General features: G+C 65.5%; 37 protein-coding genes. 1 reads left to right on the forward strand and 36 read right to left on the reverse strand.

Features of this window, described 5'->3' with window-relative positions; genetic code table 11:
- Positions 1-32: 32 nt before the first annotated feature.
- The 7 genes from LV780_RS11440 to LV780_RS11470 all read right to left on the reverse strand — a co-directional run bounded on the left by LV780_RS11440 (position 33) and on the right by LV780_RS11470 (position 7162).
- Positions 33-401: a 2Fe-2S iron-sulfur cluster-binding protein gene (locus LV780_RS11440; RefSeq protein ID WP_101340191.1), complete on the reverse strand. Its 369-nt coding sequence runs from the start codon at positions 399-401 to the stop codon at positions 33-35.
- A gap of 233 nt (positions 402-634) precedes the next feature.
- Positions 635-1423: an amino acid ABC transporter ATP-binding protein gene (locus LV780_RS11445; RefSeq protein WP_011909457.1), complete on the reverse strand. Its 789-nt coding sequence runs from the start codon at positions 1421-1423 to the stop codon at positions 635-637.
- Between the two features lie 9 nt (positions 1424-1432).
- A complete protein-coding gene (locus LV780_RS11450) occupies positions 1433-2761 on the reverse strand; it encodes an amino acid ABC transporter permease (RefSeq protein WP_108220959.1) in 1329 nt (442 codons plus the stop codon).
- Position 2762: 1 nt separating this feature from the next.
- Positions 2763-4025, reverse strand: coding sequence for an amino acid ABC transporter permease (locus LV780_RS11455; RefSeq protein WP_108221027.1), 1263 nt, complete (start codon positions 4023-4025; stop codon positions 2763-2765).
- A 143-nt stretch (positions 4026-4168) separates the two neighbouring features.
- Positions 4169-5185 (reverse strand): amino acid ABC transporter substrate-binding protein, encoded by a 1017-nt coding sequence (locus LV780_RS11460; protein WP_011909460.1) that lies wholly within the window; start codon positions 5183-5185, stop codon positions 4169-4171.
- Between the two features lie 229 nt (positions 5186-5414).
- A complete protein-coding gene (locus tag LV780_RS11465) occupies positions 5415-6122 on the reverse strand; it encodes an ATP12 family chaperone protein (RefSeq protein ID WP_101340193.1) in 708 nt (235 codons plus the stop codon).
- Positions 6122-7162, reverse strand: coding sequence for an RluA family pseudouridine synthase (locus tag LV780_RS11470; RefSeq protein ID WP_101340194.1), 1041 nt, complete (start codon positions 7160-7162; stop codon positions 6122-6124). Before LV780_RS11470 ends, LV780_RS11465 begins: the two co-directional genes overlap by 1 nt.
- A gap of 36 nt (positions 7163-7198) precedes the next feature.
- On the opposite strand from LV780_RS11470, the gene LV780_RS21945 reads away from it, so the two are divergent.
- Positions 7199-7327 carry a hypothetical protein gene (locus LV780_RS21945; RefSeq protein WP_267964949.1) on the forward strand — a complete coding sequence of 43 codons (129 nt, stop codon included), beginning with the start codon at positions 7199-7201 and terminating at the stop codon, positions 7325-7327.
- A gap of 48 nt (positions 7328-7375) precedes the next feature.
- Here the strand turns inward: LV780_RS21945 and LV780_RS11475 are convergent, their stop codons facing one another.
- The 29 genes from LV780_RS11475 to rplC form a co-directional block, all read right to left on the reverse strand.
- Positions 7376-8689: a replication-associated recombination protein A gene (locus LV780_RS11475; RefSeq protein ID WP_108220958.1), complete on the reverse strand. Its 1314-nt coding sequence runs from the start codon at positions 8687-8689 to the stop codon at positions 7376-7378.
- Positions 8690-8727: 38 nt separating this feature from the next.
- The gene (locus tag LV780_RS11480; protein ID WP_108220957.1) at positions 8728-10113 is read right to left on the reverse strand and encodes a Do family serine endopeptidase; all 1386 of its coding nucleotides are present in this window, start codon (positions 10111-10113) and stop codon (positions 8728-8730) included.
- Between the two features lie 53 nt (positions 10114-10166).
- On the reverse strand, positions 10167-10778 hold the full coding sequence (locus LV780_RS11485) for an autoinducer binding domain-containing protein (RefSeq protein ID WP_011909465.1): 612 nt from the start codon (positions 10776-10778) through the stop codon (positions 10167-10169).
- Positions 10779-11044: 266 nt separating this feature from the next.
- Positions 11045-11464 (reverse strand): 50S ribosomal protein L17, encoded by a 420-nt coding sequence (rplQ, locus tag LV780_RS11490; RefSeq protein ID WP_011909466.1) that lies wholly within the window; start codon positions 11462-11464, stop codon positions 11045-11047.
- Positions 11465-11560: 96 nt separating this feature from the next.
- Entirely contained in the window at positions 11561-12577 is a 1017-nt protein-coding gene (locus tag LV780_RS11495) for a DNA-directed RNA polymerase subunit alpha (RefSeq protein ID WP_011909467.1), read from the reverse strand.
- Between the two features lie 115 nt (positions 12578-12692).
- Entirely contained in the window at positions 12693-13082 is a 390-nt protein-coding gene (gene rpsK / locus LV780_RS11500) for a 30S ribosomal protein S11 (protein WP_011909468.1), read from the reverse strand.
- Between the two features lie 14 nt (positions 13083-13096).
- Complete coding sequence (gene rpsM, locus LV780_RS11505) at positions 13097-13465, reverse strand: 30S ribosomal protein S13 (protein WP_011909469.1); 369 nt, start codon at positions 13463-13465, stop codon at positions 13097-13099.
- A gap of 176 nt (positions 13466-13641) precedes the next feature.
- Positions 13642-14295, reverse strand: coding sequence for an adenylate kinase (locus tag LV780_RS11510; protein WP_011909470.1), 654 nt, complete (start codon positions 14293-14295; stop codon positions 13642-13644).
- Positions 14296-14305: 10 nt separating this feature from the next.
- Positions 14306-15664 (reverse strand): preprotein translocase subunit SecY, encoded by a 1359-nt coding sequence (gene secY / locus LV780_RS11515; protein WP_108220956.1) that lies wholly within the window; start codon positions 15662-15664, stop codon positions 14306-14308.
- 100 nt (positions 15665-15764) lie between these two features.
- Entirely contained in the window at positions 15765-16247 is a 483-nt protein-coding gene (gene rplO / locus LV780_RS11520) for a 50S ribosomal protein L15 (RefSeq protein ID WP_011909472.1), read from the reverse strand.
- Between the two features lie 157 nt (positions 16248-16404).
- The gene (rpmD, locus tag LV780_RS11525) at positions 16405-16593 is read right to left on the reverse strand and encodes a 50S ribosomal protein L30 (protein WP_002722524.1); all 189 of its coding nucleotides are present in this window, start codon (positions 16591-16593) and stop codon (positions 16405-16407) included.
- A gap of 12 nt (positions 16594-16605) precedes the next feature.
- The gene (gene rpsE / locus LV780_RS11530; RefSeq protein WP_011909473.1) at positions 16606-17169 is read right to left on the reverse strand and encodes a 30S ribosomal protein S5; all 564 of its coding nucleotides are present in this window, start codon (positions 17167-17169) and stop codon (positions 16606-16608) included.
- 11 nt (positions 17170-17180) lie between these two features.
- Positions 17181-17540: a 50S ribosomal protein L18 gene (gene rplR, locus LV780_RS11535; RefSeq protein WP_108220955.1), complete on the reverse strand. Its 360-nt coding sequence runs from the start codon at positions 17538-17540 to the stop codon at positions 17181-17183.
- 11 nt (positions 17541-17551) lie between these two features.
- Positions 17552-18085, reverse strand: a complete 534-nt coding sequence (rplF, locus tag LV780_RS11540) for a 50S ribosomal protein L6 (RefSeq protein ID WP_108220954.1) — start codon at positions 18083-18085, stop codon at positions 17552-17554.
- Positions 18086-18095: 10 nt separating this feature from the next.
- A complete protein-coding gene (gene rpsH, locus LV780_RS11545) occupies positions 18096-18494 on the reverse strand; it encodes a 30S ribosomal protein S8 (protein WP_011909476.1) in 399 nt (132 codons plus the stop codon).
- A 12-nt stretch (positions 18495-18506) separates the two neighbouring features.
- Positions 18507-18812: a 30S ribosomal protein S14 gene (gene rpsN / locus LV780_RS11550; protein ID WP_002722514.1), complete on the reverse strand. Its 306-nt coding sequence runs from the start codon at positions 18810-18812 to the stop codon at positions 18507-18509.
- Positions 18813-18831: 19 nt separating this feature from the next.
- Entirely contained in the window at positions 18832-19392 is a 561-nt protein-coding gene (gene rplE / locus LV780_RS11555; protein WP_011909477.1) for a 50S ribosomal protein L5, read from the reverse strand.
- Positions 19392-19697, reverse strand: a complete 306-nt coding sequence (rplX, locus tag LV780_RS11560) for a 50S ribosomal protein L24 (RefSeq protein ID WP_011909478.1) — start codon at positions 19695-19697, stop codon at positions 19392-19394. The genes rplE and rplX overlap by 1 nt, the downstream gene beginning before the upstream one ends.
- Positions 19697-20065 (reverse strand): 50S ribosomal protein L14, encoded by a 369-nt coding sequence (gene rplN / locus LV780_RS11565; RefSeq protein WP_002722508.1) that lies wholly within the window; start codon positions 20063-20065, stop codon positions 19697-19699. The genes rplX and rplN overlap by 1 nt, the downstream gene beginning before the upstream one ends.
- Before the next feature lie 73 nt (positions 20066-20138).
- Positions 20139-20381 (reverse strand): 30S ribosomal protein S17, encoded by a 243-nt coding sequence (gene rpsQ, locus LV780_RS11570; protein ID WP_011909479.1) that lies wholly within the window; start codon positions 20379-20381, stop codon positions 20139-20141.
- A 13-nt stretch (positions 20382-20394) separates the two neighbouring features.
- A complete protein-coding gene (rpmC, locus tag LV780_RS11575) occupies positions 20395-20598 on the reverse strand; it encodes a 50S ribosomal protein L29 (RefSeq protein WP_011909480.1) in 204 nt (67 codons plus the stop codon).
- Positions 20599-20836: 238 nt separating this feature from the next.
- On the reverse strand, positions 20837-21250 hold the full coding sequence (rplP, locus tag LV780_RS11580) for a 50S ribosomal protein L16 (protein WP_011909481.1): 414 nt from the start codon (positions 21248-21250) through the stop codon (positions 20837-20839).
- A 12-nt stretch (positions 21251-21262) separates the two neighbouring features.
- Complete coding sequence (gene rpsC / locus LV780_RS11585) at positions 21263-21979, reverse strand: 30S ribosomal protein S3 (protein ID WP_011909482.1); 717 nt, start codon at positions 21977-21979, stop codon at positions 21263-21265.
- Entirely contained in the window at positions 21979-22359 is a 381-nt protein-coding gene (gene rplV, locus LV780_RS11590) for a 50S ribosomal protein L22 (RefSeq protein WP_011909483.1), read from the reverse strand. Before rplV ends, rpsC begins: the two co-directional genes overlap by 1 nt.
- 3 nt (positions 22360-22362) lie before the next feature.
- The gene (rpsS, locus tag LV780_RS11595; protein WP_002722496.1) at positions 22363-22641 is read right to left on the reverse strand and encodes a 30S ribosomal protein S19; all 279 of its coding nucleotides are present in this window, start codon (positions 22639-22641) and stop codon (positions 22363-22365) included.
- Positions 22642-22644: 3 nt separating this feature from the next.
- On the reverse strand, positions 22645-23484 hold the full coding sequence (rplB, locus tag LV780_RS11600; RefSeq protein WP_011909484.1) for a 50S ribosomal protein L2: 840 nt from the start codon (positions 23482-23484) through the stop codon (positions 22645-22647).
- A 122-nt stretch (positions 23485-23606) separates the two neighbouring features.
- Positions 23607-23903: a 50S ribosomal protein L23 gene (locus tag LV780_RS11605; RefSeq protein ID WP_101340203.1), complete on the reverse strand. Its 297-nt coding sequence runs from the start codon at positions 23901-23903 to the stop codon at positions 23607-23609.
- On the reverse strand, positions 23900-24520 hold the full coding sequence (gene rplD / locus LV780_RS11610; RefSeq protein WP_011909486.1) for a 50S ribosomal protein L4: 621 nt from the start codon (positions 24518-24520) through the stop codon (positions 23900-23902). The genes LV780_RS11605 and rplD overlap by 4 nt, the downstream gene beginning before the upstream one ends.
- Complete coding sequence (gene rplC / locus LV780_RS11615; RefSeq protein WP_011909487.1) at positions 24510-25229, reverse strand: 50S ribosomal protein L3; 720 nt, start codon at positions 25227-25229, stop codon at positions 24510-24512. Before rplC ends, rplD begins: the two co-directional genes overlap by 11 nt.
- Positions 25230-25241 lie beyond the last annotated feature (12 nt).

Below are 25241 nucleotides of genomic sequence, written 5' to 3' on the forward strand. Positions count from 1 at the left end.
GCGGACCTCAGGCCAGCCTCCGCGTGGGCGCCTCAGGCGCCGCCGGGTTCGCCGGTGAAGGCCACCGTCACGTCCTCGTCGCGCGCGATGAACTGGCAGGCCAGACGATAGCGCGGCGGCAGGTCAAGCACCTCCGCGTCCTCGATCTCCTTCGAAGAGATCTTGCCGAGTTCGCGCAGCTTCGCCTTTTCCTTCTCGGTCAGCGTGATCCCCTTGCGCATCGAGGGCTCGTCATAAGTCACCTCGATCAGGCAGGAGGCGCAGTTGCCATCCTTGCACTCGAAGGGGATCGGGATCCTGTGCTCCTCGGCGACCGCGAGAATCGTCTTGGTGTCGCCGGCCACGGCATAAACCGTCTTGGGTCCGTGCATGATCGGCGAGGTAAAGGTGATGTTGGCCATGTCGCTTGTCCCTTGCTGGGCACCCGTCCACCGCGTCACGCGACGGTCGAGGCTGGTCTCGTGGGAAAACCATAGCCAAGGTTGCGGAGCGGTAAGACCTTGCCAGCCGTCGCATCCGCGCGGCCGGCACCATGCGAGTCCCGCCTGCGGAACGGGCAACGGGACGAAAAAGGCGCCACCCCGGTGGGTGGCGCCCATGTTTTCGGCAAGAAACGCCGCGCGCGGCGGCGGCGTCAGTGCCCGAGGATCTGGCTGAGGAACAGCTTGGTCCGCTCGGACTTCGGGTTGCGGAAGAACTCGCCCGGCTCGTTCTGCTCGACGATCTGGCCCTGGTCCATGAAGATCACCCGGTTCGCCACCGCCTGCGCGAAGCCCATCTCGTGGGTGACGCAGAGCATGGTCATCCCCTCTTCGGCCAGCTCGATCATCGTATCGAGCACTTCCTTGATCATCTCGGGGTCGAGCGCCGAGGTCGGCTCGTCAAAGAGCATGATCCGCGGCTTCATGCAGAGCGAGCGCGCGATGGCCACCCGCTGCTGCTGGCCGCCCGAGAGCTGGCCCGGATACTTGTACGCCTGCTCGGGGATCTTGACCTTCTTGAGGTAGTGCATCGCCACCTCCTCGGCCTCCTTCCGGGGCGTCTTGCGGACCCAGATCGGCGCGAGGGTGCAGTTTTCCAGGATCGTCAGATGCGGGAACAGGTTGAAGTGCTGGAACACCATGCCCACTTCCGAGCGCACCTTGTCGATGTTCTTGAGGTCTGAGGTCAGCTCGATCCCGTCCACGACGATCTGGCCGGACTGGTGCTCTTCCAGCCGGTTGATGCAGCGGATCAGCGTGGACTTGCCCGAGCCGGAGGGGCCGCAGATCACGATCCGCTCGCCCTTGTGGACGGTCATGTTGATGTCGCGCAGGACGTGGAAGCTGCCATACCACTTGTTCATCTGGCTGATCTGGATGGCAACCTCGTCGCTCACCTGCATGTGGCTGCGGTCGATCTGACGTTCGATGACTTCGGACATGGGTGGCTCCTAGCGGTGGTCGGTCTTCAGCCGACGCTCGAGATACATCGAATAGCGCGACATGGCGAAGTTGAAGGCGAAGAAGATGAGGCCCACGAAGATGTAGGGCTCCCAGTAGATGCCCTTCCAGTCGGTCGAGGCGCGGACGGCGTCGGTGATGCCCTTCAGCGGGTCCAGAAGCCCCACGAAGACCACCAGCGTCGTGTCCTTGAACAGGCCGATGAAGGTCGACACGATCCCGGGGATCGAGATCTTCAGCGCCTGCGGCAGGATGATCAGGCGCTGCGCCCGCCAATAGTCCAGCCCCAGCGCATCGGCGGCCTCGTACTGTCCGCGAGGCAGCGCGGCGAGCCCGCCCCGGATCACCTCGGCGATGTAGGCCGCGGCAAACAGCGTCACCATGATGATGACGCGCAGGATGATGTCGAAGGTCGTCCCCGGCGGCAGGAAATAGTTCAAGAGCAGCGAGGCGGTGAAGAGCAGCGTGATCAACGGCACGCCGCGGATGAACTCGATGAACGAAACCGACAGCGCCTTGATCAGGAACATGTCCGACCGCCGCCCCAGCGCCAGCATGATGCCAAGAGGCAGCGACAGGGCAATCCCCGACACCCCGATCGTGATGGCAAGGACGAAGCCGCCGAACTTGTCGGAGCGCACCGGCTCGAGCCAGAGCGGCGCCGACCGGCCCAGCAGCCCCGCAAGATCGCGCGAGAGATCGCCCGCGAGGAACAGCCACCAGAGGATCGGGATCAGCACGGCGCCCGCGACGGCCGCGATGGTGCCGAAGCGGTGGAGCAGCGCATAGGCCGCCCAGCCGATGACGAAGCCCGCCGCCACCATGATCGGCAGGAAGACCGACCCGCCCCAGAGCAGCCAGAAGGCAACGAACGGATAGGCGAGGCTGAACCACATGAGCCTGCGTGGCAGCGCCGAGAAGAGCACCGGGGCCAGCGCCACGAACAGCAGCGCAAGGGCCAGCGTCGGCCGCCAGTAGAGATGCTGCGGGTAGAAGCCATAGAGAAACTGCGGCCAGCGCTCGCGGATCACGGCCCAGCAGGCGCCGGTGGCCCCGGCGCCCCAGCGTTCGGCGACGATCTGGCGGCATTGGGCGATGTTGTCCGCCTCCCAGACCGAACGCATGAGCCAGGGCACGATCTCCTGCAGCAGATAGTAGATCGTCAGCAGGCCAAGGATCGTCAGGGCGATGTTGAGAGGGCCCGAAAACAGGTTCTGACGCAGCCAGCTGACGGCGCCCGCCTCGTTCGTGGGGGGCTGAGCCGGGGGCAGCATCGTCTCGCGGACGAAGGGCACGGTCTGGGCGTGGGTATCGCTCATCTCAGCGCTCCTTCAGCTTCACGGCGGCGTTGTAGACGTTCATCACCGCCGAGATCACGAGGCTGATCGCAAGGTAGATCAGCATCATCAGGAGCACGCATTCCAGTTCGCGCCCGGTCTGGTTCAGCGTGATCCCCCCCAGCGTGCCGCGCAGGTCGAGGTATCCCACCGCAATGGCGAGCGAGGAGTTCTTCGTCAGGTTCAGATATTGCGAGATCAGCGGCGGGATGATGACGCGCAGCGCCTGGGGCAGGATCACCAGGCTCATCGTCCGCCCCGGTCGCAGGCCGAGCGCAAAGGCCGCCTCGGACTGGCCGCGCGAGATGGCGAGGATGCCCGCCCGCACGATCTCGGCGATGAAGGCCCCGGTGTAGAGCGAGAGCGCCAGCCAGAGCGCCATGAAGGAGTTCGAGACGTTCAGGCCGCCCACGAAGTTGAAGCCGCGCAGTTCGGGAAACTCGAGATGGAAGCCGAGCGCCAGCAGCACCGCGACCGGCAACCCCAGAAGCAGCAGAACCGATGACCACCAGGTGGCGGGCCGCACGCCGGTCTCGTTCTGGATCCGGGTAGCGCGCGCCTTCACCATCCGGTTCAGCCACCAGCCCAGCACGGCCGCCGCAAGGACCGCCAGAACGTCGATGTTGATGTAGAAGAGCCCGAGGTCGAGCCAGCCCAGCTCGCGGCTGAAGACGGAGTTCGGCACCGCGGTGTAGCGGTTGGTCACGGCGATCGCATCGAGGAACATCGAGCGGTCGGCAAGGCCGGTCTCGGGGTTCGGGCGGAAGGCGTTGGGCGCCGGCGTCGCCTCGGTGAAGACGGCGTAGATCAGCAGGATCCACAGGAGCAGCGGCACGTTGCGGAAGATCTCGACATAGACGGTCATCAGCCGCCCGACGAGCCAGTTCTTCGACAGGCGCAGGACCCCCACGATCACGCCGATCACGGTTGCGGCGATGCAGCCGAGGAGGGCCACCAGCAGCGTGTTCAGCAGGCCCACCAGCATGGCCCGGCCGTGCGTGCTGTCGTTGGTGTATTCCACGAGCCGCTGGCTGATGTCGTAGCCCGCGCGGTTCCACAGGAAGCCGAAGTTGAAATCCTTTCCCAGCGCCTCGAGGTTGCGCATGGTGTTGTCCACCAGCCAGGCGGCGCCGGCCATGAACAGGAAGAAGACGAAGACCTGTATGGTCAGCGAACGATACCGCGTATCGTATAGCAGCATGCTGAGCCGAAAGGTGTCCTTCGGCGCGTCCGCGACGTTTGCCATGCGGTGATTCCCCATTGCTCGGATTGCGGGGCCGGCAGGTCCGGCGGGTTGGCGTCGTTGCGCCCCTCGCGTCCGATCGTTGTTTCCCCGTCCTGTGCGGCGGGTTGTGGAAAGGGGCGCCCGGTCGGGCGCCCCTCGTCAGATCAGCGGAACGGCGGGGCGTAGAGCAGGCCGCCCTGGGTCCATTGCGCGTTCAGGCCGCGCGCCAGACCGATCGGGGTGGCCTCGCCGATAGTGGCGGCGAAGATCTCGCCATAGTTGCCGCCCACGGAGATGGCACGCTTGGCCCAGTCCTTGTCCAGACGGATCATCGGGCCGAGGTCCCCCTCGACGCCCAGCAGGCGGCGGATCTCGGGGTTCGGCGAGTTGGCGGCCAGTTCCTCCATGTTGGTGGAGGTGACGCCATATTCCTCAGCCGCGATCAGCGCGTTCAGCGTCCAGCCGACGACATCGGCCCATTCGTTGTCGCCATGGCGCACGGCCGGCCCGAGGGGCTCTTTCGAGATGATCTCGGGAAGGATGACATGGTTTTCCGGGTCGGCGAAGGCCGCGCGGGTGGCGGCAAGGCCCGAGGCGTCGGTGGTGTAGGCGTCGCAGGCGCCGGCGGCATACTGCTGCTCGCCCTCGGCGTTGGTCTCGACCGCAACCGGCGTGTAGCTCAGGTTGTTGACCTTGAACCAGTCGGCCAGGTTCAGTTCGGTCGTGGTGCCGGTCTGGATGCAGACGGTGGCGCCGTCAAGTTCCTTGGCCGAGGTGACGCCGAGATCCTTGCGCACCATGAAGCCCTGGCCGTCATAGTAGTTCACGCCGACGAAATCGAGTTTCAGATCGGTGTCGCGCGAGAAGGTCCAGGTCGAGTTGCGGGCCAGCATGTCCACCTCGCCCGAGGCGAGCGCGGTGAAGCGGGTCTGGCCGGTGGTCGGCACGAACTTGACCTTGGTCCCATCGCCGAGAACGGCAGCCGCCACGGCACGGCAGAGGGCAACGTCGAAGCCGGTCCAGTTGCCGTTGGCATCGGGCAGCGAGAAACCGGTCAGGCCGGTCGAGACACCGCAATTCAGTTCGCCACGCGCCTTCACGTCATCGAGCGTCGCCGCCGAGCCGAGGCCGGCAGCAAGGCCCGCCACGGTCAGCGTGCCGAGAAAAACGGATTTTTTCATGCGTACCTCTTCCTGATTGCCGCCCGGTTGCAGGGCGGTTCTTTGATCCCCGGTGAGCGGGGACGTCTCTTGTGGAGGACAGCTTCCTCACAGTGGCCGTCAGTGTCGACCGAAGCCGTTTCGATCGTCAAGTCAAACCGCAGAAGCGTCGCTTTTCGCAGCAAATTCACCCTATTGCGCATCAATTGTGCAAAGTCGCGAAGGTGTCCGCGCGAGTGCCGAAGGATTGTTACCCGCACAATGCGTAGAATCGCGCGGCCTGAAGGAAGGCGGCGCGTCTGGCCGCCTCGATCTCGGCCGCCTCCTCGTCCTCGCCCCACTGCTCGACCTGCCATGTCTCGTCGATGCGCGACAGCTCCCACGCCTCCTCCGCAAGAAGACGTCCCTCGGTCACGCCGAAGGCGAGGACGAGCGAGTTGGAGATCGCCACGAGGTCGTGGAAGGCCGCAACCTGGAAGGGAGAAAGGGCGCCCACCCTCTCGGCCAGACGCCGGAGGCTCTCTTCGGGCTGGGGACGGTGCATGACGCCCACCGTCGGTTCGAGCGGCGCGCCGAGGGCTTCGGCCGCCCAGGCGAGGATCGGATCCCAGGCCTCGGCCTGCCGCGCGGTCAGGGCGGCCGGCGCGGGGGCGCGGTAGCACAGGAGGTCCGTGCCGCCATAGGCCGCCAGCATCCCGGCCACCTCGTCGAACTGGGGTTCGACCTTGTCGAGCGCGGAATTGGCCGAGCGGGTGAAGGGCATCGTCCCGGGCCGGACCTCGCCCTCCTGCGCCCGCCACTCGTCCGCCACCGCCTCGGCCAGCGGACCGGTGGGCAGGATCAGCGGGCGCTTGGCGGGCGTGCGCAGGGCCCGCCCGTCGAGGAGGACGGCAAAGCCCCCCGCGTCTTCCGCCACAGAGACGCCCTTCCAGAAGCGTTTCGCAACCCAGCCCGCCATCAGAAGGCTCCGAACGGATCTTCCGGCACGTCGCCTTCCTTCCAGTCGAGGAGTTTCCAGGTCTTGGCCATGTGCGGAGGGAGCGGCGCGGTAAAGGTCACCAGTTCCTTGCGGATCGGATGCTCGATGGTCAGGCTGCGGGCGTGGAGATGCAGCTTGCGGCTGACCTCGCCACCGATCTGCGCCCCCCAGCCGTCGCCGGCGTTCTCCTGGCTCGAGCCGCCGTATTTCCCGTCGCCCACGATCGGATGGCCGAGTTCGGCCATGTGGGCGCGCAACTGGTGCGTGCGGCCGGTGATCGGGGACAGCGCCATCCAGGCGCAGCGGGTGCCGAGGAACCAGAGGGTGAAAAAATCGGTCTGGGCGCGCTTGGCCTCGGGGTAATCGCCCCCCTTGGCGGGGTGGATGCAGAGCATCTTCTCGCCCTCGCCGCCGCGCCCGTGGCCGGGCGCCTTCATCAGCGCGTACTTGATCGAGCCCTGCTTGGGGCTCGGCACGCCCGCGACCAGCGCCCAGTAGATCTTGCGCGTGTTGCGGTGCCGGAAACTCTCGGAGAGCGCCCGCGCCACCCGATCGGTGCGCGCCAGAACCAGCACCCCCGACGTGTCCTTGTCGAGCCGGTGCACCAGCTTCGGCCGCTCCTTGTAGCCGAACTTCAGCGCCTCGGTCAGCCCGTCCACATGCCGCTCGCCCTGCCCCGAGCCGCCCTGCGAGGGCAGGCCCGCGGGCTTGTTCAGCACGATGATGTCATTGTCCTTGTAGATCACGCAGTCCTGGATCATCTGCTCGTCGGACTTCGTGACCCGCGATGCCTGCGGCCGCGGCGCATCGGGGTCGGGCAGCGGGGGGACGCGGATCTCCATCCCCTCGGCCACGCGGTCCGAGGCTTTGGCGCGCGCGCCATCGACGCGCACCTGCCCGGTGCGGCACATCTTCTCGACCGCGCCTTGCGTCACATGCGGGAAGCGGCGCTTGAACCAGCGGTCGAGCCGCTGCTCGCCCTCATCGGCCGTCACCGTCAGAAGCTGCACGCTCTTCATGCCGGGAACCTCAACTGCAGAAGGAGTGCACGCGCGGTGTTCGCACCGATGGCACAGGACGAGACGGGCATGGAGCGGACGCCGCCGGAGGAAGGGGCAGAGCCGGACGGGCGCAGGGCGCCATCGGTCGGGCAGCGCGCCGAGGCGCCACCGGGCGCCACCTGAAGAAGAGAGCTGATCATCGCGCTTCTCTGTTCTCCATGGTGCCCATTGTCAACCGCCCTGCCGCTTGGCACGCAGCTTGGCGAAATAGTCGGTGCGCTTCTTCAGTTCCCGCTCGAAGCCACGCTCCTGCGGCAGATACCAGACCGGGCGCTTCATGCCCTCGGGGAAGTAGTTCTGGCCCGAAAAGCCGTCCTCGGCGTCGTGGTCATACTGGTAGCCCGAGCCGTAACCGATCTCCTTCATCATCTTCGTGGGCGCGTTCAGGATGTGCCTGGGCGGCGGCTCGGAGCCGGTCTGCTTCGCCGCCGCCCGCGCGGCCTTGTAGGCGGTGTAGACCGCGTTCGATTTGGGGCTGAGCGCCAGATAGACCAGCGCCTCCGCCAGCGCGAGTTCGCCCTCGGGCGAGCCGAGGCGTTCGTAGGTGGCCCAGGCCTCAAGGCAGATCCCCTGCGCCTGCGGATCGGCCAGCCCGATGTCCTCGACCGCCATCCGGGTGATGCGGCGGGCAAGGAAGCGGGGATCCTCGCCGCCCTCGAGCATCCGCGCGAACCAGTAGAGCGCGGCATCCGGGTCCGAGCCGCGCACCGACTTGTGCAGCGCCGAGATGAGGTTGTAATGCTCCTCGCCCGACTTGTCGTATTTCGCGGCCCGACGCATCAGCCGCGTCGCCACCTGGTCGCGGTCGAGATGGCCCTTGACCTTCCAGGCCATCACCTGCTCGACGAGGTTCAGAAGCGCCCGCCCGTCACCGTCCGCCATCTCGAGCAGCGCCTCACGCGCCGATCCGTCGAGCGGCAGGGCGCGGCCCAGTTCGTGCTCGGCCCGCTGGGCGAGGCGCTCCAGATCGGCGAGGCTCAGCCGTTCGAGCACGATCACCTGCGCGCGGGACATCAGCGCCGCGTTCAGCTCGAACGAGGGGTTCTCGGTCGTGGCGCCCACGAGGAGGATGGTCCCGTCCTCCATGTGCGGCAGGAAGCCGTCCTGCTGGGCCTTGTTGAAGCGGTGGATCTCATCGACGAAGAGCAGCGTCCCCTGCCCGTTCGCCCGGCGCAGCCTTGCCGCCTCGAACACCTTGCGCAGGTCCGGCACGCCGGTGAAGATCGCCGAAATCTGCACGAAGGCCAGATCGGTCTCCTTGGCCAGCAGCCGCGCGATCGTCGTCTTGCCCACGCCGGGCGGGCCCCAGAGGATCAGCGACGAGAGGCTGCCCGAGGCCAGCATCGCCCCCAGCGGACCGTCGGGAGACAGCACCTTCTCCTGCCCGATCACCTCGTCGAGCGCCTTCGGCCGCAGCCGGTCGGCAAGCGGTCGGGGCGCATCGGGCTGCGCGGGCGCGGGCTGTCGGTCGAACAGGTCGGACATGGGCAAAGCCTACGCGCGCCGTGGTGGCAGGGAAAGGGCTACAGACGGAAGCGGAGACGCAGCGACTGGCCGTCGCGCAGCACGTCGATCTGCCACCAGCGCGACTGTGCCCGCGCCGCCACCAGCACATCACGCGACCGCTCGATGCGGCGGCCGTTGATCTCCAGAAGGAGATCGCCCGGCCGGAGCCCGGCCCGCGCCGCCGACGCCTCGGCGCCCCGCACCACGACACCTTCCAGCGTCAGCGGCAGGTTCATCTCGGCCCGGACGGCGGGGTTCAGCCGCTCGACCGTGAGGCCCGCAAGCGCCGTCTCGCGCAGCGTCAGCGTCTCACGCGGGGGACTGTCGGGCGGCGCCATCAGCGCAACCTCGGCCTCGCGCGTCTGGCCGTCGCGCAGATAGGTGACCGTGGTGCGCGAGCCGATCCCCATGGAGGACAGGCGGAACATCACCTCCTGCGGACTGTCCGTCCGCTGGCCGCCAAGCGCCACCACCACATCACCCGAGCGCAGGCCCGCCGCGCGGAACGGGCTTTCAGGATCGAGTTCGGTCAGGACGACTCCCTCGGGCCGCTCGAGCCCCATCGCCTCGGCCATCGCCGCATCGACCACCTGCCCGTTCACCCCCGCCCACGGGCGCTGAAAGCGGCTCTCGCCCGCCTCGGCCTGCGCCAGGAAGCTGCGCACCAGGTTGGCGGGGATGGCGAAGCCGATCCCGTTCGACCCGCCCGACTGGGTGAGGATCGCGGTGTTGATGCCTACGAGCCTTCCGGCCGTATCGACCAGCGCCCCGCCCGAGTTGCCGGGATTGATGGCCGCGTCGGTCTGGATGAAGTAGCCCCGCCCGCCGTCGATCGAAAGGCCCGACCGCGCAAGCCCCGAGACGATTCCCTGCGACACCGTCTGGCCCACGCCGAACGGGTTGCCGATCGCAAGCACCAGTTCGCCCACCTCGATCCCGTCCGAATCGCGCAACGACAGATACGGCAGATCGTGCGCATCCCTCAGCTTCAGCACGGCAAGATCGCTGTCCTGATCGGACAGCATCACCTCGGCCTCATACTCGCGGCGGTCGTTCAGCACGACACGGATCGCATCGGCCTGCCCGACGACATGGTAGTTCGACACCACGATGCCGTCCGCGGCTACAATCACGCCCGAGCCGAGCGAGTTCTGAACCCGCGGCTGGCGGCGTCCGAAGTCACGGAACAACTGGTCGAAGAACGGGTCGGCCGCAAAGGGGCTCACCCGCTGGGCAACAACGCGCGTGGCGTAGATGTTCACCACCGCCGGGGCCGCCGACCGGACAACCGGGGCAAAGGTCAGCGAGATCTCGGCCGCGCTTTCCGGGACCCGTGTCTCGGCCAGAGTCGGCTGGGGAAACAGGGCGGCGGTCAGAAGGAGGGCAAGCAAGGCCTGGCGCATGGGAACCTCTCGGGACGGGCGATATGTAAGCCGCCCCATCGCCGGCGCAAGCGTCAGATCAAGCCGTAATCCTTGGCCCGCTGGATCGCCTCCGCCGTCGTCCGCGCGCCAAGCCGCTGACGTGCCCCCGCGATCCGCGCCTTCAGCGCACTCTCGGAAATGCCGAGCTTCTGCGCCGCCGCTGCATGCCGGTCGCCGTTGCCGATGCACCGCAGCGCATCGATCTGCGGCTGGGTCAGTTCGTCGGGCGGAAGGGTAAGTTCGTGAACGCGCTGGAACAGCTCAAAGACCAGTTCCACCTCGCGATCGGTAAACTCGCGATCGGACCGCGCGAAACTGCCGATGCTGCGCCCGCTGACCGCACCCCACGAGCAGCTCACGCCAAATCTCAGGCCGAATTGCGCCGCCTCGGCTACAACGCCGCGTGGATCGCTGTCGGCAAAGTCGCTCCAGCGGCGGGTGCCACTCTCGACCATCCCCCATCGTATCGAGGGATCATACAACAGATATCCTTTTTCCGTGTAATATTCGATCCAATCCTCGCGGTATGATTGCAAAGTGACGAGAGGAGAGGCGAAACGGATGTGCAGACCCATGTAGTAGCCTGCGGGGGCCACCCGCCGCAGCTGGCTGAGTTCCAGATCGAGCTTCGAATTTATCGTCATTGTGGAAACAGTCGCAATGAAAACCGGGTTGGGACGGAAAAGCCGAGTCAAAATGATCGGGCCTTGGCGCCAATCTCTCACTCAGCTTTATTGCAAGCATCTCATGAAGCAAACACGTTTTTTAGCAATGGTAAATCCGGCTCCGCTGCCCTGCCTTTAGCCAAGGCTACATCCGTTCGTTGGTGGCGCAAAAACCGAAGGCGTAAAAAGCAACAGGCCCGCCTCCGAAGAGACGGGCCCGAATTGTCCGACCGAACTAAACGGACTTAGTCTTCCAGGGCTTCTTCCGCGAGGACACGGGCCTTGTCGGCAGCGCCCTTGGCGTTCGGATCGCGATCGACGAACTCGATGATTGCCATCGGGGCCATGTCACCGTAGCGGAAGCCGGCCTTGAGGACGCGGACATAGCCGCCGGCGCGCTCGGCGTAGCGCGGGCCGAGGATGGCGAACAGCCGCTCCACGTGCCGGTCTTCCTTGAGCTGGGCCGCGGCCTGACGGCGGGCGTGCAGGTCGCCGCGCTTGGCGAGCGTCACCAGCTTCTCGATGATCGGGCGCAGTTCCTTGGCCTTCGGCAGGGTCGTCTTGATCTGCTCATGCTCGATCAGCGAGCCGGCCATGTTGGCGAACAGCGCCTTGCGGTGTTCGTGGGTGCGGTTCAGGCGGCGGTAGCCGCGGGCGTGACGCATGATGGTCTCCTATGCTTTGTCTTGCCCTTCGTGCGTAGCGACGGGCTTCGTTGGGGCGGGATTGCCCGGGGGTCGAAGGGGGGCCGAAGCGCCCGATCAGAACTGGTCTTCGAAACGCTTGGCGAGGTCCTCGATGTTCTCCGGCGGCCAGTCCTCGACATCCATGCCGAGGTGGAGACCCATGCCCGAGAGGACTTCCTTGATCTCGTTCAGCGACTTGCGGCCGAAGTTCGGCGTGCGCAGCATCTCGGCTTCCGTCTTCTGGATCAGGTCGCCGATATAGACGATGTTGTCGTTCTTCAGGCAGTTCGCCGAACGGACCGACAGTTCCAGCTCGTCCACCTTCTTGAGAAGGAGCGGGTTGAACTCCAGCCCGTCCTCGACGTCGTGGCGGGTGGCCGATTCCGGCTCCTCGAAGTTCACGAAGATCGACAGCTGGTCCTGCAGGATGCGCGCGGCATAGGCCACCGCATCTTCCGGGGTCAGGCCGCCATCGGTCTCGACGCGCATGGTCAGCTTGTCATAGTCCAGCACCTGGCCCTCACGGGTCGGCGTGACTTCATAGCTCACCTTCTTGACCGGCGAGTAGATCGCGTCGATCGGGATCAGGCCGATCGGCGCGTCCTCGGGCCGGTTCTTGTCGGCCGCGACATAGCCCTTGCCGGTGTTCACGGTCAGCTCCATGAACACGTCCGCGCCCTCGTCGAGGTGGCAGATCACGTGGTCCTTGTTGAGGATCTCGATGCCGTTCGATTCCGAGATGTCGCCGGCGGTCACCACGCCCGGCCCCTTGGCCGAGATCGAGAGCCGCTTCGGCCCCTCGACGTCCATCTTGATGGAGACGCCCTTGAGGTTCAGGACGATGTCCGTCACGTCCTCACGGACCCCCGCGACGCTCGAGAACTCGTGCAGGACGTTGTCGATCTGGACGGAGGTGATGGCGGCGCCCTGCAGCGACGACAGCAGCACACGACGCAGGGCGTTGCCCAGCGTCAGACCGAACCCGCGCTCGAGCGGTTCGGCAATCACGGTGGCGACCCGTGCCGGATCGGCGCCCGGCTTTACGACCAGCTGCGTCGGCTTGATCAGCTCGGCCCAGTTCTTGTGGATCATGCGTTTGCCTCCATACCTGTCGCCGGCCCATGTCCGTTAGCCAGCGACGCCCGAGGATCAGAACAAGTCGATCGGGCCGCGCCAGATGGCACGGCCCGACCCGATGGAACCGCGGTCAGACGCGACGACGCTTCGGCGGACGGCAGCCGTTGTGCGCCATCGGCGTCACGTCGCGGATCGAGGTGATGTTGAGCCCGGCGGCGGCCAGCGCGCGCAGCGCCGATTCACGCCCCGAACCCGGGCCCTGCACTTCGACCTCGATGGTCTTCATGCCATGCTCCTGCGCCTTCTTGGCGGCATCCTCGGCGGCCATCTGGGCCGCATAGGGGGTCGATTTCCGCGAGCCCTTGAAGCCCATGGTGCCGGCCGACGACCACGAGATCGCGTTGCCCTGCACGTCGGAGATCAGGATCTTGGTGTTGTTGAACGAGGAGTTCACATGAGCAACGCCAGCGGCGATGTTCTTGCGTTCCTTGCGCTTCATGCGGGTCTTGTCACGAGCCATGTCTCAACGCCCCCTTATTTCTTCTTGCCGGCGATGGCTTTTGCCGGGCCCTTGCGGGTGCGGGCGTTGGTGTGCGTGCGCTGGCCGCGCACGGGCAGGCCGCGACGGTGACGCAGGCCGCGGTAGCAGCCGAGGTCCATCAGGCGCTTGATGTTCATCGAGGTCTCACGACGCAGGTCGCCCTCGACGGTGACGTTCGCGTCGATATATTCGCGGATCGCCAGCACTTCGGCATCGGAGAGCTGGTTCACGCGACGGGCGCGGTCGATGCCCACGGCGTCGCAGATCTGCTCGGCCACATGGTTGCCGATACCGTGGATGTAGGTGAGCGCGATCGGAACCCGTTTCGCGGTCGGGATGTTGACGCCAGCAATACGTGCCAAACGTGTCTTCCTTTTGTTGCGGTCCCGTAATTCCAGGACCTTTTTTCACAACCACCGGAGCCGGCAGTCGCTCCGGACTGTTCGTCGCGGGGAAGACTCCCCGCATTCGGACGATTCCCTTGCGGGACGCCGTGATCTATGGGGTTTTGCTCCGGCCGTCAAGACCTGAAGCCACTTCAATCGCGCTTGTCAAGGACCTTTGCGATCGCAGCCGTCACCTCGTCCATCTCGGCCAGACCGTCCACGGTCGAGAGCTGACCCTTGGCATAGTAATAGCCGATGAGCGGCGAGGTCTTCTTGTAATATTCCATCAGCCGCTTCGAGAGCGCCTCGGCCGTGTCATCCGCCCGCCGCCGCAGGTCCGTCGAGCCGCAGACATCGCAGACGCCCTCGACCTTGGTCGGCTTCGTCTCGTCGTGATAGACCGCCCCGCAGTTTCCGCAGGAGTAGCGGCCGGTGATGCGCGCCACCAGGGCCGCATCGTCCACCTGCATCTCGATCACCGCATCGAGCCCCTGCCCCATCTGGGCCAGCAACTCGCCGAGGGCATCCGCCTGCTTCAGCGTCCGCGGAAACCCGTCGAAGATGAAACCGCCGGCGGCCGGAGACTGCAGCTTCTCGCGAATCAGGCCGATCACGATGTCATCGGTGACAAGCTCGCCCCGGTCCATCACCTCGGCCGCCCTGCGGCCCATCTCGGAGCCCGAGGTCTTGGCCTCCCGCAGCATGTCGCCCGTCGAGAGCTGCACCATCCCCCGGCTCTCCTCGAGCCGCTTGGCCTGCGTGCCCTTGCCCGCACCCGGCGGCCCCAGAAGTATCACATTCACCATCACTCTTCCCTCAACGACGGGTCGGAGTCTTCGCTCCGTTCCGTTTTCTCCCCCTCAGCTGCGACCGCTCGATCAGACCCTCATACTGGTGGGCGAGCAGATGCGACTGAACCTGGTTGATCGTGTCCATCGTGACCGACACCACGATCAGGACCGACGTGCCCCCGAAATAGAACGGGATGCCGAACTGGTCCCGCAGCACCTCAGGCAGCAGACAGACCGCGGCAAGATAGGCCGAGCCCAGCACGAGGACCCGGTTGACGACATATTCGAGATATTCCTCGGTCTTCTTGCCCGGCCGGATGCCGGGAATGAAACCGTTCTGGTTCTTGAGGTTCTCGGCCACATCATCGACCTTGAAGGCCACGTTCGCCGTGTAGAAATAGGCGAAGAAGATGATCATGCCGGCGAAGAACAGCAGGTAGAGCGGCTGGCCCGGGCCGAAATAGGCGAGGATCGTGGACATCACCGGACCCGTCTGGGCGCCGGAGAAGGTCGAGATCGTCACCGGCAGCAACAGGAGCGACGAGGCGAAGATCGCCGGGATGACGCCCGCCGGGTTGACCTTGACCGGCAGGTGCGACGAGCCGCCGTCGTAGATCTTCATGCCGACCTGACGCCGCGGATACTGGATGTGGATCTTGCGGAGCGCCCGCTCCATGAAGACCACAAAGGCGATCACGGCGACGACCATGACGATCACACCCACGATCACCGCGGGGCTGATGGCGCCCGAGCGTCCCTGGCTGAAGAACTGCGCGAGGGCCGCCGGAATCTCGGCCACGATCCCCACGAAGATGATCAGGGAGATCCCGTTGCCGATGCCGCGCGCGGTGATCTGCTCGCCAAGCCACATCAGGAACATGGTGCCGCCGACCAGCGTGATGACGCAGGCGGCGCGGAAGAACATCCCCGGATCGGTGACCAGATCGCCGGCCTCGAGGCTGATGGCGATGCCCCAGGCCTGGAAGGTGGCAAGGAACACGGTGCCGTAGCGCGTGTACTGGTTGATCTTCTTGCGGCCCTGCTCGCCCTCTTTCTTGAGCTGCTCGAGCTTCGGCACCATCGAGGCCATGAGCTGCACGATGATCGAGGCCGAGATATAGGGCATGATGCCGAGCGCGAAGATGCCCATGCGGCTGATCGCGCCGCCGGTGAACATGTTCAGCATGCCGCCGATGCCGGCGGTCGCGGTGTCCATGAACTCGCGCAGGGCCGAGCCGTCGATCCCCGGAACGGGAATGTAGGTGCCGAGGCGATACACCATCAGCAGGCCGATGGTGAAGAAGATGCGTTGGCGAAGGTCGGTGGCCTTGCCGAGGGCGCCCCAACTCAGGTTCGCCGCCATTTGCTCTGCAGCAGATGCCATGCCCGGTCTCTTTCATGACGGCGCCGCCGATCCGTTCTCCGGGTCGGCGGCGCGGGAAAACTCGCAGGTGATGTATGCGCCCTGAGGCGCAGTCACAACCTTATTCTGCGCTGGCCGCCGCAGCCGGAGCGGTCAGCGTGATCGAGCCGCCGGCCTTCTCCACCGCTTCCACCGCCGACTTCGAGGCGCCGGCGACGGTGAGCGTCAGCTTCGCGGTGATCTCGCCCTTGGCCAGCACGCGGATGCCGTCACGCTTGTGCGAGGTCACGCCCGCGGCCACGATCGCATTCTCGTCGATCGGCTGGCTGGCGTCCAGCTTGCCGGCGTCGACGAACTTCTGGATCAGGCCGAGGTTGACCACCGCATATTCCTTGCGGTTCGGCTTCGAGAAGCCGCGCTTCGGCAGACGCCGGTAGAGCGGCATCTGGCCGCCTTCGTAGCCGTTCAGAGCCACGCCCGAACGCGACTTCTGGCCCTTGATCCCGCGGCCGGCGGTCTTGCCCTTGCCCGAGCCCGGGCCGCGCGCCACGCGCTTCTTCTTGCGGGCTGCGCCTTCGTTGTCGCGGAGTTCGTTCAGTTTCATGTCGCTATCTCCTGGCCGGAACCCCTCCGCCAGCGACGGATGGAGGGAACACGGCGTTTCTTGTTGTTGGACGGAGAGTCGCCTCCCCGCGCGCCTGATATGGGCTAAGGGCGCCCGGTGCAAGCCCGCGCGCCCTCGGATCGTGCGAGCCCCGGCCTCAGCCGCGCTCTTCGATGATCTCGACCAGATGCGGGATCTTGGCGACCATGCCGCGGATCGACGGCGTGTCCTCCAGTTCCCGGGTCCGGTGCATCTTGTTCAGCCCGAGGCCCTTCAGGACCGCGGTCTGAACGGCCGGACGGCGCGCGGCCGACCGGACCTGCTTCACGATGATCGTTTTCGCCATGGTGCGGACTCCTTACGCTTCCGCCACTTCGGCTTCGGGCTTCTTCAGGATCTCGGCCACCTTCTTGCCGCGACGCTGCGCGACCTGACGGGGGCTGGATTCCCGCTTGAGCCCGTCCATCGTGGCACGGATCATGTTGTAGGGGTTCTGCGAGCCCATCGACTTCGCGACCACGTCCTGGATGCCGAGCATCTCGAACACGGCGCGCATCGGACCGCCGGCGATGATGCCGGTGCCGGGAACGGCGGCACGCATCACGACCTTGCCGGCGCCGTGGCGGCCTTCCTGGTCATGGTGCAGGGTCCGGCCGTCACGCAGAGCGACGCGGATCATCTGCCGCTTGGCCTGCTCGGTCGCCTTGCGGATCGCCTCGGGCACTTCCTTGGCCTTGCCCTTGCCGAAGCCGACGCGGCCGCGCTGGTCACCGACCACGACCAGAGCCGCAAAGCCGAAGCGCTTGCCACCCTTCACGGTCTTGGACACGCGGTTGATCGCCACCAGACGATCGGCGAATTCCGGGGTCTCCTCGCGCGAACGATCGTCGCGACGGTCCCGGCGGTTCTCTCTTTCTGCCATCGTCTTACTCCTCAGAACTTCAGGCCGCCTTCACGGGCAGCGTCGGCCAGGGCCTTGATCTTCCCGTGAAAGAGGAAACCGCCGCGGTCGAAGTAGCATTCCTCGATCCCGGCCGCCCTCGCCCGTTCGGCGATCGTGCGGCCCACGGCCGCCGACGCCTCGACGTTGTTCTTGCCAAAGAAGCCCAGGCCCTTCTCGAGGGTCGAGGCGGCGGCCAGCGTCACGCCATTGGCATCGTCGATCAGCTGGGCGCTGATGTTCTTGCTGGAGCGGTGGACGGACAGCCGCAGCCGCCCGTTCGCCGAGGCCTTCAGTTTGTTCCGGACGCGCAGGCGGCGCTTGAGGAACAGCTCTCTTTTCGTGTTCGCCATTGTCGCGCCCCTTACTTCTTCTTGCCTTCCTTGCGGAAGATGAACTCGTCCTTGTAGCGGATGCCCTTGCCCTTGTAGGGCTCGGGACGCCGCCACTCGCGGATGTTCGCCGCCACCTGGCCGACCAGCTGCTGGTCGATGCCCTCGACGGTGATCTCGGTCTGCTTCGGGGTGGTGACGGTCACGCCCGCCGGCACCTCGAAGTTCACGTCGTGGCTGTAGCCCAGCGACAGTTTCAGGACGTTGCCGGCCATCTGCGCGCGGTAGCCCACGCCGGTGATCTCCAGCTCTTTCTTGAAGCCGGCGGTCACGCCGGTCACCAGGTTCTCGACCTGCGACCGAACCATGCCCCACTGCTGGCGGGCGCGCTTGGAGCTGCCGCGCGGCGTCACCTTTACCGTGCCCTCTTCCAGCGCGATCGTCACGTCGTCGGTCGCCGAGAAGGTACGGGTGCCCTTCGGCCCCTTCACCTCGACGGTCTGGCCCGAGATCGAGGCCGTCACGCCCTTCGGCAGCGGGACGGGTTTCTTGCCAATACGAGACATTGAACCCTCCTCAGAACACGGTGCAGAGCACTTCGCCGCCAACATTGGCGGAGCGGGCGCTCGCATCGGACATGACGCCTTTCGGCGTGGAGATGATCGACACACCGAGGCCGTTGCGGACGCTCGGCAGGTCCTTGGTCGCCATGTAGACACGGCGGCCGGGCTTGGAGACGCGCTTGAGTTCGCGGATCACCGGGGTGCCCTCGAAGTACTTCAGCGAGATGACCAGTTCGCCCTGGCCGTTCTCGGTTTCCTTCTTCTCGTAGCCGCGGATGTAACCCTCGGCCTGAAGCACGTCGAGCACCCAGGCGCGCAGCTTCGAGGCCGGCGACGAGACAGTCGACTTGCCGCGCAGCTGCGCGTTGCGGATGCGGGTCAGCATATCGCCGAGCGGATCGTTCACAGACATATCCCGATCTCCTTACCAGCTCGACTTCACCATGCCGGGGATCTGGCCGAACGAGGCCAGTTCACGCAGCATGATCCGCGAGAGTTTCAGCTTGCGATAATACGCATGCGGACGGCCCGTCAGCTGGCAGCGGTTGTGGATCCGCGTGGCCGACGAGTTGCGCGGAAGTTCCGCCAGCTTGAGCTGCGCCTTGAAGCGCTGCTCCATCGGCAGGTCCGCGTTGGTGGTGATCTCTTTCAGCGAGGCGCGCTTGGCAGCGTATTGCTGCACCATCTTCGCGCGCTTGATCTCGCGTTCGATCATGGATTTCTTCGCCATTCTCTTCTCCCTCCCGCGATCAGCTGACGAACGGCATGTTGAACTGCTTCAACAGCGCCTTCGCTTCCGCGTCGGTCTTCGCGGTGGTGCAGATGATGATGTCCATGCCGAGAACCTCGTCGACCTTGTCGAAGTTGATCTCGGGGAACACGAACTGCTCTTTCAGGCCCATCGCGTAGTTGCCGCGCCCGTCGAACGAGTTGCCCTTGACGCCGCGGAAGTCGCGGACGCGGGGCAGCGCGATCGTGATCAGACGGTCGAGGAATTCGTACATGCGGTCGCCGCGCAGCGTGACCTTGCAGCCCAGCGGCATCAGCTCGCGCACGCGGAAGCCGGCGATCGACTTCTTGGCGTGCGTGATGACGGCCTTCTGGCCGGCGATCATCGACAGCTCTTCCGCGGCGGTCTTCACCTTCTTGGTGTCCTTGACCGCCTCGCCGACGCCCATGTTCAGGACGATCTTGTCCAGACGCGGGATCTGCATGTCGTTCTTGTAGCTGAACTGCTCTTTCAGCGCCGCGCGAACGTTGCTGGCATAGAGCGACTTCAGCCGCGGGGTGTAGTTGGTCTGGTCGAGCATCAGATGACGTCCCCCGTGGTCTTGGCGTAGCGGACCTTCTTCTCGCCCTCGAAGCGGAAGCCGACGCGCGTCGCCTTGCCGTTGGCATCGAGAAGCGCGAGGTTCGAGAGGTCGATCGGCATCGCCTTGGCGATCCGGCCGCCCTGCGAGGTCGGCGTCTGCTTGGCGTGACGGATGGCGATGTTCACGCCTTCGACCACGGCCTTGTTGTCCTTCGGCATCACCGAAGTGATCTCGCCCTGCTTGCCCTTGTCCTTGCCGGCCAGCACGACGACGCGGTCACCCTTTTTCAGCTTCGCAGCCATCAGAGCACCTCCGGCGCCAGCGAGATGATTTTCATGAAGTTCTTGGCACGCAGCTCACGCACGACCGGCCCGAAGATACGGGTGCCGACCGGTTCGCCCTGGTTGTTCAGGATGACGGCGGCGTTGCGGTCGAAGCGGATGGTGGTGCCATCCTCACGACGGACTTCCTTGGCGGTGCGCACGACGACGGCCTTGCGGACATCGCCCTTCTTCACGCGACCGCGCGGGATGGCTTCCTTGACCGACACCACGATGATGTCGCCGACGCTGGCGTAGCGGCGGTGGGAACCACCCAGAACCTTGATGCACTGAACCCGGCGAGCGCCCGAGTTGTCAGCGACATCCAGATTGGTCTGCATCTGGATCATTTGGTTTCTCCCGACCTTTGGGGACCGTCAGATCCCACGGCCCCAGGGTTTCGTTCAGGCAGGCAGGTCAACCTCAGGCCGTTACGGCTTCGGTCACGACCTTCCAGCGCTTCGTCTTCGAGATGGGCGCGCATTCCTCGATGCGGACGACGTCGCCGACCTTGAACTGGTTCTCCGGGTCATGCGCCCGGTATTTCTTCGACAGGCGGACCGTCTTTTTCAGCAGCGGGTGCTTGAAGCGACGCTCGACGAGGACCGTCACGGTCTGCTCGTTCTTGTCGCTGGTCACGGTGCCTTGCAGGATGCGTTTGGGCATGGAATCCTCCCTCTCAGTTCGCAGCGGCCGAAGCGGCCATCTCGTTCAGGACCGTCTTGATGCGGGCGACGTCACGGCGGACGGCGCGCATGCGGGCGGTGTTCTCGAGCTGGCCGGTGGCCTGCTGGAAGCGGAGGTTGAAGGCTTCCTTCTTCAGCGCCACGAGCTGGTCGCGGAGCTGGTCCGGGGTCTTGGACCGCAGTTCCTGGGCGTTCATCGCCGGTTCCTTTCTTCACTCACCAGAGGGCCCCCGACCGTTGTGCAGGGTCACCTTGAGCCTGGTGGATCAATGACAAATCCGCGAATCCGGTCGCCCGGAATCCGCAGGATGCAGCCTGCTACAGGAGCGCGGCCCGAAGGGCAAGCAAAAGATTCGCAGCCGACCAATCCTCATGAAAAGGCCCCCGGATGCACGTGCATCCGGGGGCCCGTCTTCCTTGCCGGGGTGCGGGGACTTACCAGTCCTCGCGCACCACGATCCGGGTGGTGATCGGCAGCTTCATCGCGCCGAGGCGCAGCGCCTCACGGGCGATCGTCTCGGACACACCGTCGATCTCGAACATGATCCGGCCCGGCTTCACCTTGGCCGCCCAGAAATCGACCGAGCCCTTGCCCTTACCCATCCGGACTTCAGTGGGTTTCGACGTGACCGGAGTGTCCGGGAAGATGCGGATCCAGACCCGACCCTGACGCTTCATGTGGCGGGTGATCGCGCGGCGGGCCGCCTCGATCTGCCGTGCGGTCACACGCTCGGGCTCGGTGGCCTTGAGGCCGAAGCCGCCGAAGTTCAGGAGGAACCCGCCCTTCGCCTCGCCGTGGATACGGCCCTTGTGCTGTTTGCGGAACTTCGTCCGTTTCGGTTGCAGCATCTTATTGCTCCCTTACGCGCGTTCGCGATCGCGACGCGGCGGCCGCGGCGCGGCACCTTCCTGAGCTTCCGAATGCCGGCGGTCGTGCGCCTGCGGATCGTGCTCGAGGATCTCGCCCTTGAAGATCCAGACCTTCACCCCGATGATCCCGTAGGGGGTCGAGGCTTCCGACGTCGCATAGTCGATATCGGCCCGAAGGGTGTGCAGCGGCACGCGGCCTTCGCGATACCATTCGGTCCGGGCGATCTCGGCGCCGCCGAGACGGCCCGCGACATTGACCCGGATCCCCAGCGCACCGATGCGCATGGCGTTCTGCACGCCGCGCTTCATCGCGCGACGGAAGGACACCCGACGCTCCATCTGCTGGGCGATCGACTCGGCCACCAGCTGGGCATCAAGCTCCGGCTTGCGGATCTCGACGATGTTCAGGTGAAGCTCGGACTTGGTGAAGGCCGCCAGCTTCTTGCGCAGCGTCTCGATGTCCGCGCCCTTCTTGCCGATGATCACGCCGGGACGCGCGGTGTGGATCGTCACGCGGCACTTGCGGTGCGGACGCTCGATGATCACCTTCGACACGCCGGCCTGCTTGGCGTAGTCGTGGATGAACTCGCGCATCTTGAGGTCTTCCAGCAGCAGGTTGCCGTAGTCCTTCGACTCGGCGAACCAGCGGCTGTCCCAGGTGCGGTTGACCTGGAGGCGCATGCCGATCGGATTGACCTTCTGACCCATTACGCAGTCTCCCCGACTTGCTTCACCTTGATCGTGAGCTCGCTGAACGGTTTCATGATCTTGCCGAACCGGCCGCGGGCACGCGGACGGCCGCGCTTCATCACGAGGTTCTTGCCGCAATAGGCTTCCGAGACCACGAGCTCGTCCACGTCGAGGCCGTGGTTGTTCTCGGCGTTGGCGATGGCCGACTGAAGGCACTTCAGCACGTCCTGGCTGATGCGCTTCTTCGAGAAGGTGAGGTCGGCGATCGCCTTCTCGACCTTCTTGCCACGGATGAGGGCCGCGACGAGGTTCAGCTTCTGCGGCGAGGTGCGCAGCATCTTCGCCTTGGCAAAAGCCTCGTTTTCGCCCACGCGGCGCGGGTTCTTGTCCTTGCCCATGGATTACTTCCTCTTCGCTTTCTTGTCGGCCGCGTGACCGTAATAGGTCCGGGTCGGCGAATATTCACCGAACTTCTGGCCGATCATTTCCTCGGTGACATTGACCGGGACATGCTTCTTGCCGTTGTAGACGCCGAAGGTCAGGCCCACGAACTGCGGCAGGATGGTGGAGCGACGCGACCAGATCTTGATCACTTCGTTCTTGCCCGACTCGCGCGACTTCTCTGCCTTCTTCAGCAGGTACCCGTCGACGAAGGGGCCTTTCCAGGTAGAACGTGCCATGGCTTAGCGCCCTTTCTTCTTCGCGTGCCGCGAGCGGACAATCAGCTTGTCCGACGCCTTGCTCTTGCGCGTGCGGTTGCCCTTGGTGCCCTTGCCCCACGGGGTGACCGGGTGACGGCCGCCCGAGGTCCGGCCTTCGCCGCCGCCGTGCGGGTGGTCGATCGGGTTCATCGCAACGCCGCGGACGGTCGGGCGCACGCCCTTGTGCCGCATGCGGCCGGCCTTGCCGAAGTTCTGGTTCGAGTTGTCGGGGTTCGAGACCGCGCCAACCGTAGCCATGCACTCCTGGCGCACCATGCGCAGTTCGCCCGACGAGAGGCGGATCTGGGCATAGCCGCCATCGCGGCCCACGAATTGCGCGTAGGTGCCGGCGGCGCGCGCCAGCTGCCCGCCCTTGCCCGGCTTCAGCTCGACGTTGTGCACGATCGTGCCGATCGGCATGCCCGAGAAGGGCATCGCGTTGCCCGGCTTCACGTCGGTCTTGGCGCCGGCAATGACGCTGTCACCCACGGCGAGTCGCTGCGGCGCGAGGATATAGGCAAGCTCGCCATCCTCGTAGCGCACCAGCGCAATGAAGGCGGTCCGGTTCGGGTCATATTCGATGCGCTCGACCACGGCCGGAACATCGAACTTGCGACGCTTGAAATCGACGATGCGGTAGAGACGCTTCGCCCCGCCGCCCTTGTGCCACATCGTGACGCGTCCGGTGTTGTTCCGGCCACCGGTCTTGATCAGGCCCTCGACGAGGGTCTTGACCGGACGGCCTTTCCACAGCTCCGAACGGTCGATCAGAACCAGCCCACGCTGGCCAGGCGTCGTCGGTTTGTACGACTTGAGTGCCATGCTTCCTGTCTTCCGTCAGCTAGAGACCCCCTTGCGGGGGCCGGTACAGGGCTCCGAAGATCCCCAGATGATAAAAATCACGGCCCCGGAAACCCGGGGCCGCGAGATTCGCAGGCCTTCTATCAGAGGCCGGTCGAGACGTCGATGGTGTTTCCTTCCTCGAGCGTCACATAGGCCTTCTTGCGGTCCGAGCGCACGCCGGGGCGGCCCTTGAACTTCTTCGTCTTGCCCTTGGTGATGGTGGTGTTCACCGCCTTCACCTTGACGTTGAAGATCGACTCGACCGCTTCCTTGATCTGCGGCTTGGTCGCGTCCATCGCCACCGCGAAGACGACGCCATTGGCCTCGGAGGTCATGGTCGCCTTCTCGGTGATCACGGGCTTGCGGATCACATCGTAGTGTTCGGGTTTGGCGGTCATTTCAGACGAGCCTCCAGAGCTTCGACACCCGCCTTCGTGATCACGAGCGTGTCACGCTTCAGGATGTCATAGACGTTCGCCCCGATCGACGGCAGCACATCGATACCCTCGAGGTTGCGCGCGGCCTTGGCGAAGTTCTCGTTGATGTCGGCGCCGTCGATGACGAGCACGCGCTTCCAGCCGAGTTCCTTCACCGCCTTGGCGAGCAGGGCGGTCTTGGCCTCGGACATGGCGATGTCCTCGATCACGATCAGGTTGCCGGTCGTGGCCTTCGACGAGAGCGCGTGCTTCAGACCCAGCGCCCGGAACTTCTTGTTCAGGTCGTGGGCGTGGCTGCGCGGGGTCGGGCCCTTGTAGACGCCACCGTGACGGAAGATCGGCGCCTTCTTGGAGCCGTGGCGAGCGCCGCCGGTGCCCTTCTGGCGATAGATCTTCTTGGTCGAGTAGCTCACGTCCGACTTGCCGAGCACCGAGTGCGTGCCGGCCTGGGCCTTCGCCCGCTGCCAGCGCACCACGCGGTGCAGGATGTCGGCGCGCGGCTCGAGGCCAAAGATCGCGTCGTCCAGTTCAATCGAGCCCGCGGAGCTCGCGTCCAGCTTGATGACTTCAGCCTTCATTGCTTTCGCCTCCAACGGAGGTTTCCTCAACGGCCGCCGTGCGGATCGCCGCCGGGCGCACCGCCTGTTCCGGGACCGGCTTCTTCACGGCGTCCTTGATGGTGACCCAGCCGCCCTTGGAACCGGGAACGGCGCCCTTCACCATGATCAGGCCGCGGTCGCTGTCGGTGCGCACCACCTGCAGGTTCTGCGTGGTCACACGGGCAGCGCCCATGTGGCCGGCCATCTTCTTGCCCTTGAACACCTTGCCGGGGTCCTGGCACTGGCCGGTCGACCCGTGCGAACGGTGGCTGATCGACACGCCGTGCGAGGCGCGCAGACCGCCGAAGTTGTGCCGCTTCATCGCACCGGCAAAACCTTTACCGATCGAGGTGCCGGCGATGTCCACGAACTGACCCGCAAAGTAGTGGTCAGCGGTGATCTCGGCACCCACGTCGATCAGGCAGTCCGGCGTGACGCGGAATTCGGCGATCTTGCGCTTGGGCTCCACGTTCGCTTTCGCGAAGTGGCCGCGCATGCCGGCCGAGGTCCGCTTGGCCTTGGCCGCACCCGCGCCGAGCTGGACGGCGGTGTAGCCATCCTTCTCGGCCGTGCGCTGCGCCACGACCTGAAGCGAATCGAGTTGGAGGACGGTCACGGGAACCTGCTTCCCGTCCTCGAGGAACAGCCGGGTCATGCCCAGCTTCTTGGCGATAACACCAGAGCGCATCTTCGTGGACCC

The sequence above is a fragment of the Cereibacter azotoformans genome, assembly GCF_021391315.1.
Lineage (GTDB): Bacteria > Pseudomonadota > Alphaproteobacteria > Rhodobacterales > Rhodobacteraceae > Cereibacter_A > Cereibacter_A azotoformans.